Consider the following 15,207-nt stretch of genomic DNA (forward strand, 5'->3'; position numbering starts at 1 on the left):
ACTCATTCCATCCCCTTGTCAAGATTTTTACTGAACCTATCTTAACACTGGTGTGGATTGGTCTGAATATCCAGTTTAGTTTTTTTTATCCAGTCCACAGGCATCGAAGGACTCCACGCAGATCAAAATCCCCTCGGAAAAGGTCATGACGGCCTCCTCCTCGCAAAGCTCATTGCTGACGCAGAGGCTCGGATTCTCAAAAATCGAGATATCCTTTTTAAAAAGCGGATATTTAAAACCCGTGAGGGTGATGCCCTTCACTTCCTGCGTAAACGGCAGGAACGAAATATAGTTTCCGTAGGTTTCGCCTTTCCGATACGTCTTTTTTCCGCAGTTTTCGGCCGGAATCAGGTAAATCCTGTTCTGCTCGTCCCAGATGGAGACGGAAAGCCCGCGCTTCATCCCCTGATAGAGGAGATGGATGTTGGAAAGCTCATGATCCAGCCGCCCGCCGGTGGCACCTAAAATATCCATATGGGTGCAGCCGCGCCGGAAGGCCTCCGAAAAAGCCAGCTCCGTGTCGGCCTCATCCTTTTCCGGCCGGTGGATTGTAAGGCTCACGGCATGATTTTTCTTATATTCCTCCAGCCGGCCCCTGCCGTAAGTATCAAAATCCCCGACAGCCGCGTCGGGACAGATCCCAAGGGTCTCCAGAACCGAAAGCCCGGCGTCCACGGCGATCACCAGGTCATACGTCCGATTCTTCAAAAATTCCCTGGCAAATTCCGCGGAAAGCCTCCCGCCGGATACCATCAGACACCGCTTCATGCTTTCAATTCCTGAAACAGATTCAAAAACTCCCGCACGTTGGCGGCGCTGTCGTTTTTAAAGACTGCCGATCCGGCCACCAGCACGTTGGCGCCGGCCTCAATGACCTCCCTGGCGTTGGCCGCCGAAATGCCGCCGTCCACTTCGATGTCTGTGCAAAGCCCTGCTGCGTTTAACATCCCCCGCAGCTCGCGGATTTTCTTTAACGTATAGGGGATAAACTTCTGGCCGCCGAAGCCGGGATTTACGGTCATTAAAAGGAACAAGTCCGCCTCTTCCAAAACGCAGGAAAGCGCAGAAACCGGCGTGGCCGGGTTTAAGGCCACGGCTGCCTTCATGCCGCACTCTTTAATCTGGTTTAAGGTGCGGTCCAGATGCCGGCAGGCCTCTGCGTGGACGCAGACAATGTCGGCGCCGGCCTTTTTCATGGCCTCCACGTAGCGGCCCGGCTCCTCCACCATCATGTGTACGTCAAACACCTTATCGGTGACGGAGCGGAGCTTTTCGATGACCGGCATTCCAAAGGAAATGCTCGGCACAAAGGCGCCGTCCATCACGTCCAGATGGATGTACTGCGCCCCGGCATCGGCCACGGCCCGCACTTCTTCTCCTAACCTTGTAAAATCTGCTGCCAGAATGGATGGCGCTAAGATAAGCATATCAGTATCTCCTTTTATTCTTCAGTTCTTCGTAAATCAGCCTGTAATTTTCATAGCGGGAGCCGGAAATCTTCCCGTCCCGCACCGCGTCCTTGACGCCGCACTCCCGTTCGCCCACATGGGCGCAGCCAAGAAAACGGCAGTCGGGAAGGAACGGCTCAAATTCCGGAAAGCAGTCCGAAAGCTCTCCCGGCTCCATGCCGTCCACATAGATGGAACTAAAGCCCGGCGTGTCCATCACATACGTGTTTTCCTCCACAAAAAACAGCTCCGAATGGCGCGTCGTATGGCGGCCGCGCTTGATTTTCTCGCTTACGGCTCCTGTCTCCATGGCGGCCTTCGGCTGGATTTTATTGGTAAGCGACGACTTCCCGACGCCGGAGGGCCCGGCGAGAGCCGTCGTCTTTCCCCTTAAAAGCTCCCGGATCTCCAAAATCCCCTCGTCCTCCAGCGTGCTCGTCAGGCGGACGTCGTAGCCGGCCTCTTTATAAATCCCGGAAAGCCTGGCCGCTGCCCCGTCCTTTCCCAGATCCTTCTTATTAAAACAGATGACGGCAGGCACGCCCTGGCGCTCCATCGTCACCAGGAACCTGTCTAAAAGATTCAGGTTCGGTTCCGGCTCCGCGACGGCAAAGACGAGAAGCGCCTGGTCGATGTTGGCGACGGCAGGCCGTATGAGCTCATTCTTTCTGGGAAGGATTTCCGTGATGTTCCCCTCCTGTTCCTCCTCAGAAAGAATGTCAAAGCTCACGTCATCACCCACCAGAGGCTTGATATTCCGGTTGCGGAACACGCCCTTGGCTTTGCATTCATATACCTTCGAGATGCCGTCATGGACATAGTAAAAACCGGCAATCCCTTTGATGATCTTTCCTGTCATTTAGCTGACCTCGAATTCCACAAAGTTCACGTTATAGGAATTCAGAACCTTGTTGTTTGTCAGATCCACGATCTGCACCTCGCCCGTCAGGACGCCGTCAGCGCCGCGGATGTTGGTAAAGCGGATGTCGAGGGTCGTATCGACGCTGTACGTCTTGGGATCTGTTAATTTCGTGTAGACCTCCTCGCCGTTGACCGTCTGCTTTAATCGGATCATGATGGTAATCTCCGACGACGCCGCGCCCGGCCCGTAGGAAACCATCAGCGGATAGCTGGCCTCCAGGGAGGCTAAAAACTGGGTCTTCGGCTTCTCCGGCCCGAGGCTTACGACGTAGTCCACGGCCGAGCCCTTTTCGGCGTCGGAGCCGGCCTCGATGCCCTGGCTGATGATACTGCCCTCTGCCACAGAGGAACTGTGCTCCTTCGTCACCTGTCCCGGCAAAAGCCCTGCCTCGCTTAAAAGCTTCAGAGCCTCTTCCTCTGTTTTTCTTTCCATTTCCGGTACTGTCACAAGCTCGACGGCCGGCCCGGTGCTGACGTATAGCATCACCGTATCGCCGTAAGCCGCCTTATCTGCCGGCTCAAAGCGGATGATATTCCCCTGTTCCACCGTCTCGTTGGCTTCCTCGACGATGGACGTCTTTAATCCCTTGCCCTCCAGAAGGCGCACGGCCGTATCCAGGGTCATCTGTGTAATATTAAGGCTCATCAGGTCGATCTTATCGGAACCGGCGCTCACAACGACGCTCACCTCCGAAAACCGCTGGACAACGGAGCCTGGCTCATTTGCCTGGGAAATGATGTAGCCCTTTTCCACCTCGTCGGAATTTTCCTGGGTCACGCGCATCTCCAGATCGGATTCCTTAAGAAGCTTTTCGGCATCGTCCTGGGACATGCCTTCCACCTTCGGCATCAGGACTTCCTTCTTACTGAGGCTCGCAGACTCTTCCTCGCTGCTTTCCGTCCCGTCTGTGACACTTTCCGTTCCAACCGCCGCCGTAGTCGGCGAGGAACCTCGGTTAAAGACGCCGCCAAGCTTCACAAAAAACACGATGACAACGGCCACAACGATGATTGCCACCAGGACGCCAAGTACGGTCAGCACCTTTTCCAGCTGCGTCGCCTCGTCCGGCTTCTGGATCCGTCCCGCTCCCGGCCGTTTCCCTGTCTCCTGGGAGTCGCGTCTTGCATTCCGCGTCCCGCGGGCATCTGCGCCGGAGCGGCCCCCCGCGCTACGATTTTCCCTGCTGCCGTAAAATTCCCGGTCATCGGAGAAATTCCGGTTGTCTAAAAGGCCATTGTCCTCTCTGACGCCCCGGTCGTCCCGGCTCCGGCCGCCTGTCCGCTCTCTCCCGCCGCGGCCGTCCGTACTGTCTCTCCCGCTTCCGTGGAACTGGATGACCTCCAGCTCCTTCGGGCTTATGGTGATGGTCTGGGACATGGCTTCCTTTGTCTCCTCGTCCATGGCGATGGCCGGATCGTCCGGGTCGATAAGAGCGCGCCTTAAGTCACTGATCACGGCTGCCGCGTTGGGGTACCGGTTTTCCGGCCGCTTCTCCGTACATTTTAAAATAATCTTTTCAAATCCCAGCGGGATCTCCGGATTGTAAATTCCCGGAGGCGCAATGGGCTCCTCCAGATGGGCGAGGGCCACCGTCACCGTATTGTCGCCCTCAAAAGGCACGCGGCCCGTCACCATCTCATACATGGTGATGCCGAGAGAATAAATGTCGCTCCTCTCGTCGCTGTAACCGCCGCGGGCCTGCTCCGGCGAAATGTAATGCACCGAGCCGACTACCGTGGCATTCATGGTCTGGGAGGAAACGGCTCTCGCAATGCCGAAATCCGCCACCTTCACCTTTCCGTCCTTGGAAATCAGCATGTTCTGGGGCTTGATGTCCCGGTGGATGATGTGCTGTTCATGGGCGGCCTCGATGCCCTGGGCCACCTGGATGGCGATGCCGATGGACTCCTTCACGTCGAGGCGGCCTTTTTTCGCAATGTAGCTCTTTAAGGTGATCCCCTCGACAAGCTCCATGACAATGTAGTGAAGCTCGCCTTCGTCCACGACGTCGTAGACGTTCACAATATTGGGGTGGGAAAGCCCGGCCGCCGCCTGGGCCTCCATTTTAAACTTGCTCACAAAGCCGGCGTCCGAGGTAAACTCGGCCTTCAAAACCTTGATGGCCACCAGCCTGTTTAATTTATGGCATTTCGCCTTATAAACGTCCGACATGCCGCCGGAACCGATTTTTTCCAGAATTTCATAGCGGTCCTGAAGCATCATTCCAGTCATCAGCATAGGCTCACCTCACTTATCTGAGGCTCAGCCAGGATGACAGCAATGTTGTCCTTTCCGCCGTTTTCATTGGCCGCTTCAATCAGGTGCCCCGTCTTTTCCTCCAGGGTATCCGTCGTCTTTAAGATCTTCTCAATGCCGGGGTCGTCCACCATGTTGGTGAGCCCGTCGGAGCAGAGAAGGACGCAGTCGCTCTCTCTTAAGGGCACCTCAAAGAAATCCTCATCCACCTGGGGCCCGATGCCCATGGCGCGGGTGATGATGTTCTTATGGCTCTGGTATTCCTCGCTTCCGCGCTTAATTTTCCCGAGGGCAACCATCTCCTCCACCAGGGAATGATCCCTTGTGACCTGCTCTAAGCTGTCCCTCAGAAGGTAAAGCCGGCTGTCGCCCACGTTGGCGACGTACAGCGTGTCATACTGGACCGTGGCTGCCACCAGAGTCGAGCCCATGCCCGTATGCTCCGGATCCTTTGCCGCTTCCTCATAAAGAAGCCGGTTCGTCTCCTCGATGGCCTCCCTTAAGGCAGGCACCACATTTTTCTTTTCCGTTTCCTTCAGGCAGCGGACGACGGTTTCCACCACGAACCGGGACGCATAGTCCCCGGCCTTGTGGCCGCCCATGCCGTCTGCCACGAGAAATAAATTGGAAAGGGGACCCACCGGGTCCACAGAGGCATAGATGGAATCCTGGTTAACCTTCCGAACCATGCCGGTGTCCGTCTGTGCATATGCTCTCATGGGTTATTCCTCCCTTTCTTTCTGTTCCAGATAGCTCTTCCTTAACTGGCCGCAGGCACCGCCGATGTCGCGGCCCATTTCCCTGCGGACGGTCACGTTGATTCCGCGTTTTTCCAGATAATTCTTAAATTCTTCGATGGCCTCCCGCCCTGACTGACGGTAATCCCGCTCCTTGATGGGGTTCACCGGGATCAGGTTCACATGGCCGTGCTGGTCCTTAATAAGCTCCGCCAGCATGGCCGCTTCGTGGAGGTTGTCGTTGACGCCTTTCACGAGGCTGTATTCAAAGGTGACACGGCGGCCGGTCTTTTCATAATAGTACCGGCATGCCTCCAGGATATCCTTAAGCTTATAGCTGTTTGCCACCGGCATCAGAGTCTTTCGGATCTCATCGGTCGGCGCATGGAGCGACAGGGCCAGGGTGATCTGAAGCCCCTCCTCAGCAAGCCGCCTCATCTGCGGCACAAGCCCGCAGGTGGAGACCGTGATGTTTCGCTGGCTGATATGTAAACCGTTTCCGTCGCTTAAGAGGCGGATGAAACGGATGAGATTGTCATAATTATCCATGGGCTCGCCGCTTCCCATGACAACCACGTTGGAAACCCGCTCGCCGATGGAGGCCTCGATCCGGTAAATCTGATCGAGCATCTCTGACGGCTTTAAATTCCGCTCCAGCCCGTCCAGTGTCGACGCGCAGAACCGGCAGCCCATCCGGCAGCCCACCTGGGACGAAATGCAGACGGAATTCCCGTGATGGTATCGCATCAGAACGCTCTCGATGACGTTTCCGTCCTCCAGCGCAAACAGGTATTTTCTCGTCCCGTCAATGCCGGATTCCAGCATGCCGGCCGTCACGAGGGACGTGTACGTGCAGGACTCCTTTAATTTTTCCCGGAAAGCCTTGGAAAGGTTCGTCATATCGTCGATGGTGGGCACCAGTTTCTGGTGCATCCACTGGTAAAGCTGTTTGGCCCGGAAGGGCTTTTCCCCAAGGCTCCCGACAAAGGCCTGGAGCTCGGAAAGCTCCAGGGACTTGATATCTATTTTTTCCATACTTTATTCCTGTTCTTTTCTCTCAAACGCCGCAATGTAAAAGCCGTCGCAGGGGAACACGCCCGGCAGAAGCTGGATCTCATTTTCATGGCACCAGCCCCTTAACGGCTCCGGCAGGAGACCGGAAATCTTCTTTTTCCGAAACGGCAGATTGTTTAAAATCCACGCGGCATTTTCTTCATTTTCCATCCTATCGATGGTGCAGGTGCTGTAAATAAGCGTCCCGCCCGGCTTCACGTACCGCCATACGGCGGAGAGGATTTCCCTCTGGAGCGCCGCCAGCGAGGAAAGGTCGCTCTCCTTTAGACGCATCCGGATATCCGGCTTTTTCCCGATGATTCCCAGTCCCGAACACGGCAGGTCTGCCAGCACAAGGTCTGCCTTTCCCTCTGATTCTGCGTCAAAAATCCTGGCATCGGCTGCCTTTGTCCGCACGTTTGCGAAGCCGCAGCGGGACACATTCTGCTCCACCAGGGAAATCTTATATTCCGTCAAGTCCCTGGCTTCCACAAGGCCGGTGCCGGAAAGCCGGTCGGCCATATCAAGGGTTTTCCCGCCCGGGGCGCTGCAAACGTCCAGAACGAAATCGCCGGACTTTGGCTCTGCAATCACGCCCACGAGGGACGAGCTGAAATCCTGAACGGTAATCCAGCCCTTCGAGAACGCCTCCACCTGATCCAGATAGTCATAGTCCTTTATAGACAGCACAAAACCGGGCCCCCAGTCCTCCGAAACGGAGAGGCCCTGGGCACCCAGGCTCTCTAAAACCGTCTTTCTGGACGCCAGGCTCTGATTGATCCGCACAGAAAGGGGACGCTCCGTGAGAAAGCTTTCCGCAATTTTCTCTGCCGTCTCCCGTCCGTACTCCTTTTCCCACATGGAAAGGATCCAGCCCGGCATCAAAAGCCGCTCTTCCGGCGCCGTGAAGGAAAGACTTCCCTTCTCTCTGGAAATATTCCTCAGAACACCGTTTACAAAGCCGGAAAGGCCGTCAAACCGGCGCTTTTTTGCAAGCTTTACGGCCTCGTTGCAGACGGCCGAATCCGGCACCCGCTCCATGAAAAGAATCTGGTACGCAGACATCCTTAAAATTGTGCGGATCACCGGCTTCATTTTTTTCACCTTCACTTTGGAAAACCGGTCGATGACCGCATCCAGGCGAAGCTGATATTCCAGGGTTCCTTCCGTTACCCTGGTGATAAAAGCCCGATCCTGCTTTTCCAGGTACTGGTATTTCTCCAGGGCCTGGGACAGGATCAGATGGCTGTAATTTCCTTTTTCCATCACTTCCAGGAGAATGTCAAGGACAATCTCCCGGATGTTCGTCTCTTTAGTCACGACGATTTCTTCCTCCAAACAGGATCAGCAGTCTTAAAAGCTGGAGAATCGAGCCTGCGGCCGCTGCCACATAAGTGAGGGCCGCTGCCTTTAAGACCTTCTTCGTCCCGGTCACTTCCTCACCATACAAAATCCCTTGGGCATCCAGAAGCTTTACGGCTCTGGAGGAGGCGTTGAACTCCACCGGAAGCGTCACAAGCTGGAACAGCACGGCAGCCGTAAATAAAAGGATCCCGATCTGGACAAGCGGGGAGCCAAGGCCCCCGAAGATTACACCCAAAAGGATTAACGGCCAGGAAAGCTGTGAGCCGAAATTTGCCACCGGCACAAGGGCACTGCGGATCCGAAGGGGCGCATACTCCTCATTGTCCTGCATGGCATGGCCGCACTCGTGGGCAGCGACGCCGATGGCCGCCACCGACGTGGAGCCGTAGACGCCCTGGGACAGGTTCACCGTCTTCGTCCTGGGATCGTAGTGGTCTGTCAGATTTCCTGAAACCTGGCGGACGGTCACGTCGTAGATTCCCTGGGAAGCCAGAAGCCTTCTTGCGGCATCTGCGCCGGTCATCCCCGTCCGGCTCCCGACTCTGGCGTACTTGCTGTACGTGGAATTTACGCGTCCCTGCGCCCACAGCGACAGCATCACGCCGATCAGCACAAGGATAATCGTCGGGTCAAAGTACATCGGATACATCCCGTATCCATAGCCATAAAGCATATGCATGTCTCCTTTCAAACGAAAAGGCGTTTCAGCCTTTTCCAAGAACCGTCCCATCCGGGACCTGAAAGCCACGAAGGAACGAAGCCGTATCCATCCGCTTCTTGCCCTCAAGCTGAAGCTCCGTAATCGAAAGCAGGCCGCTTCCTGTCTCCACAAGGAGACTGTCCTTTCCTGCGCGGACGCGTCCAGGTTCTTCCCCCTGGCCGCCCGGAAGCACATCGGCCGCCCAGATTTTAAGCGTCTTTCCATTGCAGGACGTATAGGCGCTCGGCCATGGGTTCAGTCCCCGGATCAGCCGCTCGATGGCAGCCGCTTCCATGTTCCAGTCGATCTCTCCCATGGTCTTTTTTAACATCTTCGCATAGGGTGTCGTCGTCTCGCCCTGTTTCCTTGGAACCACCGTCCCGTTTTCCAGGCCGGAAAGCGTCGATAAAATTAACTTCCCGCCAAGACGGCTCAACTTGTCAAACAGGCTCCCGCCCGTCTCCTTTTCCTCCAGACGGATTTTTTCCATCTCCAGGATATCTCCCGTATCCAGCCCTTCATCCATCTGCATGGTGGTGACGCCGCTCTCCTCTTCGCCGTCGATGACGGCCCACTGGATCGGCGCCGCGCCGCGGTATTTGGGAAGCAGGGAGGCATGGACGTTGACGCAGCCGTATCTTGGGATTTCCAGGATTTCCTTCGGAAGGATCTGGCCGAAGGCCACAACGACGATCACCTCCGGCTCAAGGCTCTTTAAAACCTCGATAAATTCCGGCTCCCTGGCCTTTACCGGCTGGTAAACCGGAATCCCGTATTCCAGGGCTTTTTCCTTCACCGGCGTCATGAGCACGGCCTTTCCGCGCCCCTTCGGCTTATCCGGCTGCGTAACGGCGGCGATGACCTCATGGCCGCCCGTTACCAGGGCCTCTAAGGTGGGGACTGCGAAATCCGGCGTCCCCATGAAAATGATTCTCATACTCTATTCTTCCTCTCCTGCGGCCGTATCCATAAGCTCGCCCTCTACCATATCCACATAAAGCTTCCCGCTTAAGTGGTCGCATTCGTGGCAGATGCATCTTGCCAGAAGCTCCGTCCCTTCCAGGACGTACTCCTCCATGTTTTCATTGAAGGCCTTTACCTTTACATAGTTCGGGCGCGTCACCTGCCCGCTTTTTCCCGGGACGCTTAAGCATCCTTCCGCCCCGGTCTGGCTCCCGTCGGTCTCCAGGATTTCCGGGTTAATGAGGACGTACTGGTTTCCGTCGTCCACGTCGATCACCACGATCTGCTTGCGGATCCCCACCTGGGGCGCAGCCAGCCCGCAGCCGTTGTTGTCATACATTGTCTCAAACATGTCCTCAATCAGCTCTCTCGTGCGCTCCGTCATCTCCTTTACGGGCTTGCACTCCTTTGTGAGAATTTCATCTCCGATTGTCCTAATCTGCCTGATCGCCATGTCTTTTATCCTTTCTATCCGTCATACTGAATCATTACGTTTTTGCAGGAATCCCGGTTTTCCTCCCATTTCTGGGCAAGACTCCTGATTCTTAATAGTATATCATAATTTTCGTGCTTAATATATAAAATTTTTCTGTAAATATCATTAACTTTATAAAGGGCCGCGTTCACAGGGCCGATGAACCTGGCGCCCGTGCCCTGGTACCTCTCCGAAAGCATATGAAACAGGCTGTCAGCCGCCAGGGAAAGCTCCCTTTCGTCCGGCGAGGAAAGCTGGATCCCCAGAAGCCCCACGGCAGGCGGGTACCCCATCAGCTTCCGGTACAAAAACTCCTGTTCATAAAAGGCGCCGTAATCCTGGGCGGCCGCCGTGCGGATTGCATAATGATCCGGCGCATACGTCTGGATCACCACGTCGCCGGCACGTTTTCCGCGGCCGGCGCGGCCGGAAGCCTGGACAAGCAGGTCGAAGGTGCGCTCCGAGCTTCTGAAATCCGGCGCATTTAACGAAAGATCGGCCGCCATGATCCCCACCAGGGTCACGTTTGGGAAATCATGTCCCTTTACGATCATCTGTGTCCCGATTAAGATGTCGGCGTCGCCCTCCAAAAAGGCCTGAAGGATTTCCTCATGGGCGCCTTTCTTAGCCGTGGTGTCGGCGTCCATCCGCAGGATCCTGGCCGACGGGAACTCCCGTTTCGCAAACTCCTCCAACTTCTGCGTCCCCGTCCCGAAGGCCGCAATGTAGGGCGAACCGCACTGGGGGCATTTTTCCGGCATCGGAACCTCATAGCCGCAGTAATGGCATTTTAACCGCCCGTCCCGGTGGTAGGTGAGGCTCACGTCGCAGTGGGGACAGCGGACGGCTTCACCGCAGGAGCGGCAGGAAACAAAGTTGGCATAGCCGCGGCGGTTCATGAACAGCATGATCTGTTCTTTTTTCTCCAGCCGTTCCTCCATCATGGACTTTAACTTCCTGCTGAACACCGAGCGGTTTCCCGAGGATAGCTCTTCCCGCAGATCCACCACATGAACGGCAGCCAGATGGCTCTCCTCCTTTGCCCGTCTGGTGAGCGGAAGAAGCCGGTACCTGCCCTGCTCTGCCATGTAAAAGCTCTCTAAAGACGGCGTGGCGGAGCCTAAAACCAGGCTGGCCCCGTTCATCTGCGCCCGCATTTCGGCCACCTCCCTGGCATGGTACCTGGGTGAAGTCTCGCTTTTATAGGCGCCCTCGTGTTCCTCGTCGATGATGATGAGGCCAAGGTGCTCAAAGGGCGTAAAAAGGGCGGAGCGCGGCCCGATCATGATGTCGATCTCACCGGCCCTTGCCCGCTCCATCTGGTCGTACCGCTCGCCGGACGACAGCCTGGAGTTGATGATGGAAACGCGGCTCCCGAACCGCCTGTAAAACCGCATGACCGTCTGGTAGGTCAGGGAAATTTCAGGAATCAGGACAATGGCCTGCCTGCCTTTTTCTAACACATGGGCAATGAGCTCCATGTACACCTCTGTTTTCCCGCTTCCGGTGATCCCGTAAAGCAGATACGTTCCCCTCATTCCTGAATCGTAGTCGGAAAGGACGGCGTCCGCGGCCGCCTGCTGTTCCATGTTCAGGCGCACCGTGTTCCCATCGGCGTTTCCGCCGGAAAATGGGATCCGCCGGTTTTCCTTCGTCTCCACCGCAATAATGCCCTTTTCCTCAAGGGGCTTTAACGCCGCCATGGTAAGGCCCAGCTTCTCCGAAGAAAGGCGGTAGGGAAGCTCTTCGTTTTCCAAAAGCGCCTTGTAAAGCCGCATCCTGGCCTTGAACCGTTTCCTCTCTGCCTCGGAAAGGAGCTGTGAGAGCTCCTCCTTTGTTTTTAAGCTCCGGATCGTCTTTTCTTCCCTGGGCTTCACCTTCGTTTTGACCGGCAGCACCGTTTTTAGGGCCTGGTTCATGGTGGAGCCGTACCGCTCCTTCATCCACCAGGCCAGACAGACCATCTGCTCCTGAACCGGGACGGCGCCGCTCACCGTATCCAGGATTTCCTTTGTCTTTTCAGGTGCAAAGGACGGCTGAGTGGTGACGGCCACCACATAGCCCTTCCTCTCCCTGTCGCCTTTCCCAAAGGGGATTAACACCTGGGAGCCCACATGGATCTTTCCTTCCAGGCGCTCCGGGATCCGGTACTGGAACACCCGGTCTACGTTTTTGGTGGAGATGTCGATGATGATATCTGCGTATGTCTGTCCCATGTCCCGGCTCCTTTCTCTTTTTTGCTCCGGCTTCTCTGCCCGGCCGGGCTTCCGTGGCCGGCCATTTTTGCCCAGTGCCTTTGGCCGGCCATGTTATCCTGGGCTTCCGGCTCCCCGCCATGGGAACCGGCTGCTTTTGCCCTGCTCTCCCGGCCGGCCGTCTTCCGCTTACATCTCCGGCCCGGCCGCCTCTTTTAAGCGGTCCGCCAGCTCGAAAAGCCCCATGCTGTTGGAACCTTTTATGAGGACGCAGTCGCCCTCCGAAAGTTCATTCTCCAGGAAGCGTTTCAGCTCTTCCTTATCTTCAAACTCCACAATTTCCGTATCCGACACGGCGCGGGCGGAGTCCGCCAGTATATGACAGGAGGGCCCGAGCGTCACAATCAGATCGAGGCCGGCTCTTCCTGCATACTCCCCGACTTCCCGGTGGGCTTCCTCAGTCTTTTCGCCAAGCTCCTTCATATCGGCCAAGACTGCCACATGGCGGCTGCCCTTTTTTAAGGTCAGGAACACGTCGATGGCCGCCTCCATGGAAGCCGGGCTTGCGTTGTAGGAATCGTCGAGGATCGTCATCCGCGCGCCGGCATAAACCTGCTGGCGGTGGGCAAAGCCGGTGAACGTAGAAAGCCCGGCGGCCGCCTGTTCCATGGACATGCCCATAAGGACGCAGACGGCCATGGCCGCCATGGCGTTTGAGACGTTATGAAGCCCCATGACGCGAAGCTTCACCGGACAGCGGCTTTCGCCGTAAACGGCCGTAAATTCCGTCCGCCCGTCTAAAAGGCGGATGTCCTCGGCCTTAAAGTCGCAGGTCTCCCCCATGCCGTAGGTGACGGTACGGATGCCTTCCCGCCCTTTGATGTCCTTTAACATGTCGTCGTCGCCGTTTAAGATCAGGACTCCGCCTTCCTTTAAGCCGTCCTGGATCGTGAGCTTTTCACGGCGGATGTTTTCTCTGGAGCCAAGCTGTTCGATGTGGGCAATGCCGATGTTTGTGATGACGGCCATGTCGATCCGGGCAATCTTTGCAATCACCGTCAGCTCGCCGGGCTCGCTCATACCAAGCTCGATGACGCCCACCTGATCGTCCTTTGAAATTTCGGAGATGGTAATCGGCACGCCCACCTGGCTGTTTTGATTGGCGCGTGTTTTAAATACCTGAAACCCGGCCGAAAGGGCCGCGGCGATCATCTCTCTTGTGGTCGTCTTCCCGACGCTTCCCGTCACGCCAACAAGCGGCAGGGAGAGGCGGTTTCTCATATAGCGGCCGATGTCCTGAAGCGCCTTTTTCGTGTCCGCGACGCGGATTAACGCCTTGCCTTCAAAGCTTCCGGAAATTTCCTCGCTTGTGAGGGAGGCCGCCGCGCCGTTTTCAAAGGCCTGGCCGATGAAGCGGTGGGAATCCACCTTTTCGCCCAAAAGCGGGACAAACAGATCGCCGCCCTTCATGTTCCTGGAATCCAGGCTGATGCACCGAAGGGGCGTATCCTGGCTTCCGCAAAGAAGCGTCCCCCCGGTCGCCTCTAACATTTCTTTTACTGTCTTGTTTTCCATTTACGCCAGCTCCTTTGCCGTTTCTTCCACCACTTCCCGGTCCAGGAAATGATGGCGCACGCCCTCGATCTCCTGATAGTCCTCGTGGCCCTTTCCGATGATGGCGATCATGTCGCCCTCTTCGGCATGTTTCATCGCATAGGCAATGGCCTCCCGCCTGTCGGGAATCACGATGTACTTCCCATCGGTCTTTGCCATGCCGGCCTCAATATCCTTTATGATGTCCTCGTTTTTCTCATACCTGGGGTTGTCGGCCGTCAGGATGTTAAAATCCGCCATGCGGCCGCCGATTTCTCCCATGGAATAGCGCCGCTCCTTTGCCCGGTTTCCGCCGCAGCCAAAGACGCAGACAAGGCGCTTCGGATGGTAATCCCTGAGCGTGGACAGCAGACTTTCCATGCTGACGGCATTGTGGGCGTAGTCGACGATGACGCTGCAAATTCTGGAGACGTAGGCGATCTCCATGCGCCCGTCCACGCGGACGTTTTCCAGGGAATGAAGGAGCGCCTGCTTCGTTTCCTCGGAAAGCGTCCCGTCTTCGCCTTTCAGTGCCAGGCTGCACACGGCCAGCGCCGCCAGGGCGTTGTCGGCATTGAATTTTCCCGGCATCCCCACGCGGACACGGCCAGAAAGGAGCCCCTTCATGTCAAACTCGATCCCGACAAATTCATGGTCCGAGGCATAATGAAGGTTTCCTCCCGTAAAATCTGCCTCTCCCTCCAGCGCATAGGTAATAAGGCGGCAGGAGGCGTCCTTTACAATCTCCTCATAATGGTCTGTCATGCGGTTTACAAGGCCGGTGCGGCAGGCCGTAAGGAGCCGTGATTTATAGTAGAGATATTCCTCAAAGCTTTCATGTTCCTTCGGCCCGATGTGATCCGGCGAAATGTTGGTGAACATGCCGTAGTCGAAGGTAATCCCGCCAACCCGGTTTAACATGAGCGCCTGGGAGGAAACCTCCATCACCACGTACTGACAGCCTGCATCCGCCATTTTTGCAAAGTATTCCTGAAGCACATAGGATTCCGGCGTCGTGTTGGAGGTCGGGTATTTTTCCTTCCCGATCACAGCGCCGTTGGTTCCGATGAGGCCCACCTTTTTCCCGGCTGCCTCCAGGGCCGCCTTTACCATGTGGCTCGTCGTCGTCTTTCCCTTGGTTCCGGTGATGCCGATCATCACCATCTTTTCCGCCGGGTAGCCAAACCTGGCGGCGGAAAGCTCGGCAAGGGCCATACGGCCGTTTTTTACTTTCAGAACCGTCGCGTCCTCCGGCGCCTTTACGTCCTCTTCCACCACGAGGATCCTGCATCCGGCAGCCAGGACGTCTGGGATAAATTCATGAGAATCCCTGACGCTTCCCTTGATGCAGACGAATACCGTGTTTTTTCCTGCTTTCCTGGAGTCGTAAACCACTTCCTCCGCCGGGCTGTCCAGGCTCCCCTGCACCAGCTCGTAGTCCATCCGTTCTAACCAGTCTCTGATTCTCATACTTCCCTCCGGTTCTCAAAATGTGATGCG

At 56.3% G+C, this 15,207-nt stretch carries 13 protein-coding genes; all 13 read right to left on the minus strand.

The features are described from left to right. Positions 1 to 75: 75 nt before the first annotated feature. Positions 76 to 768, minus strand: a complete 693-nt coding sequence (locus tag KE531_18115) for a thiamine diphosphokinase (GenBank protein ID MBR9955510.1) — start codon at positions 766 to 768, stop codon at positions 76 to 78. Beyond that, entirely contained in the window at positions 765 to 1,427 is a 663-nt protein-coding gene (locus tag KE531_18120) for a ribulose-phosphate 3-epimerase (protein MBR9955511.1), read from the minus strand. Before KE531_18120 ends, KE531_18115 begins: the two co-directional genes overlap by 4 nt. A 1-nt stretch (position 1,428) precedes the next feature. Then, the gene (gene rsgA / locus KE531_18125; protein MBR9955512.1) at positions 1,429 to 2,307 is read right to left on the minus strand and encodes a ribosome small subunit-dependent GTPase A; all 879 of its coding nucleotides are present in this window, start codon (positions 2,305 to 2,307) and stop codon (positions 1,429 to 1,431) included. After that, positions 2,308 to 4,608: a Stk1 family PASTA domain-containing Ser/Thr kinase gene (pknB, locus tag KE531_18130; GenBank protein MBR9955513.1), complete on the minus strand. Its 2,301-nt coding sequence runs from the start codon at positions 4,606 to 4,608 to the stop codon at positions 2,308 to 2,310. Further along, entirely contained in the window at positions 4,602 to 5,345 is a 744-nt protein-coding gene (locus tag KE531_18135) for a Stp1/IreP family PP2C-type Ser/Thr phosphatase (protein ID MBR9955514.1), read from the minus strand. Before KE531_18135 ends, pknB begins: the two co-directional genes overlap by 7 nt. Before the next feature lie 3 nt (positions 5,346 to 5,348). Then, positions 5,349 to 6,398 (minus strand): 23S rRNA (adenine(2503)-C(2))-methyltransferase RlmN, encoded by a 1,050-nt coding sequence (rlmN, locus tag KE531_18140; GenBank protein ID MBR9955515.1) that lies wholly within the window; start codon positions 6,396 to 6,398, stop codon positions 5,349 to 5,351. Between the two features lie 3 nt (positions 6,399 to 6,401). After that, positions 6,402 to 7,754 (minus strand): 16S rRNA (cytosine(967)-C(5))-methyltransferase RsmB, encoded by a 1,353-nt coding sequence (gene rsmB, locus KE531_18145; protein MBR9955516.1) that lies wholly within the window; start codon positions 7,752 to 7,754, stop codon positions 6,402 to 6,404. Then, positions 7,729 to 8,454: a zinc metallopeptidase gene (locus KE531_18150; GenBank protein MBR9955517.1), complete on the minus strand. Its 726-nt coding sequence runs from the start codon at positions 8,452 to 8,454 to the stop codon at positions 7,729 to 7,731. Before KE531_18150 ends, rsmB begins: the two co-directional genes overlap by 26 nt. A gap of 31 nt (positions 8,455 to 8,485) precedes the next feature. Beyond that, positions 8,486 to 9,418: a methionyl-tRNA formyltransferase gene (gene fmt, locus KE531_18155; GenBank protein MBR9955518.1), complete on the minus strand. Its 933-nt coding sequence runs from the start codon at positions 9,416 to 9,418 to the stop codon at positions 8,486 to 8,488. Between the two features lie 3 nt (positions 9,419 to 9,421). Then, positions 9,422 to 9,898 carry a peptide deformylase gene (gene def, locus KE531_18160; GenBank protein MBR9955519.1) on the minus strand — a complete coding sequence of 159 codons (477 nt, stop codon included), beginning with the start codon at positions 9,896 to 9,898 and terminating at the stop codon, positions 9,422 to 9,424. Between the two features lie 14 nt (positions 9,899 to 9,912). After that, complete coding sequence (priA, locus tag KE531_18165; protein ID MBR9955520.1) at positions 9,913 to 12,135, minus strand: primosomal protein N'; 2,223 nt, start codon at positions 12,133 to 12,135, stop codon at positions 9,913 to 9,915. 168 nt (positions 12,136 to 12,303) lie between these two features. Then, positions 12,304 to 13,689: a UDP-N-acetylmuramoyl-tripeptide--D-alanyl-D-alanine ligase gene (locus KE531_18170; GenBank protein MBR9955521.1), complete on the minus strand. Its 1,386-nt coding sequence runs from the start codon at positions 13,687 to 13,689 to the stop codon at positions 12,304 to 12,306. Next, entirely contained in the window at positions 13,690 to 15,177 is a 1,488-nt protein-coding gene (locus KE531_18175; protein MBR9955522.1) for a UDP-N-acetylmuramoyl-L-alanyl-D-glutamate--2,6-diaminopimelate ligase, read from the minus strand. Positions 15,178 to 15,207 lie beyond the last annotated feature (30 nt).

The sequence above is a fragment of the Eubacteriaceae bacterium Marseille-Q4139 genome, from assembly GCA_018223415.1.
In the GTDB taxonomy this organism is placed as follows: Bacteria; Bacillota; Clostridia; order Lachnospirales; family Lachnospiraceae; genus CABSIM01.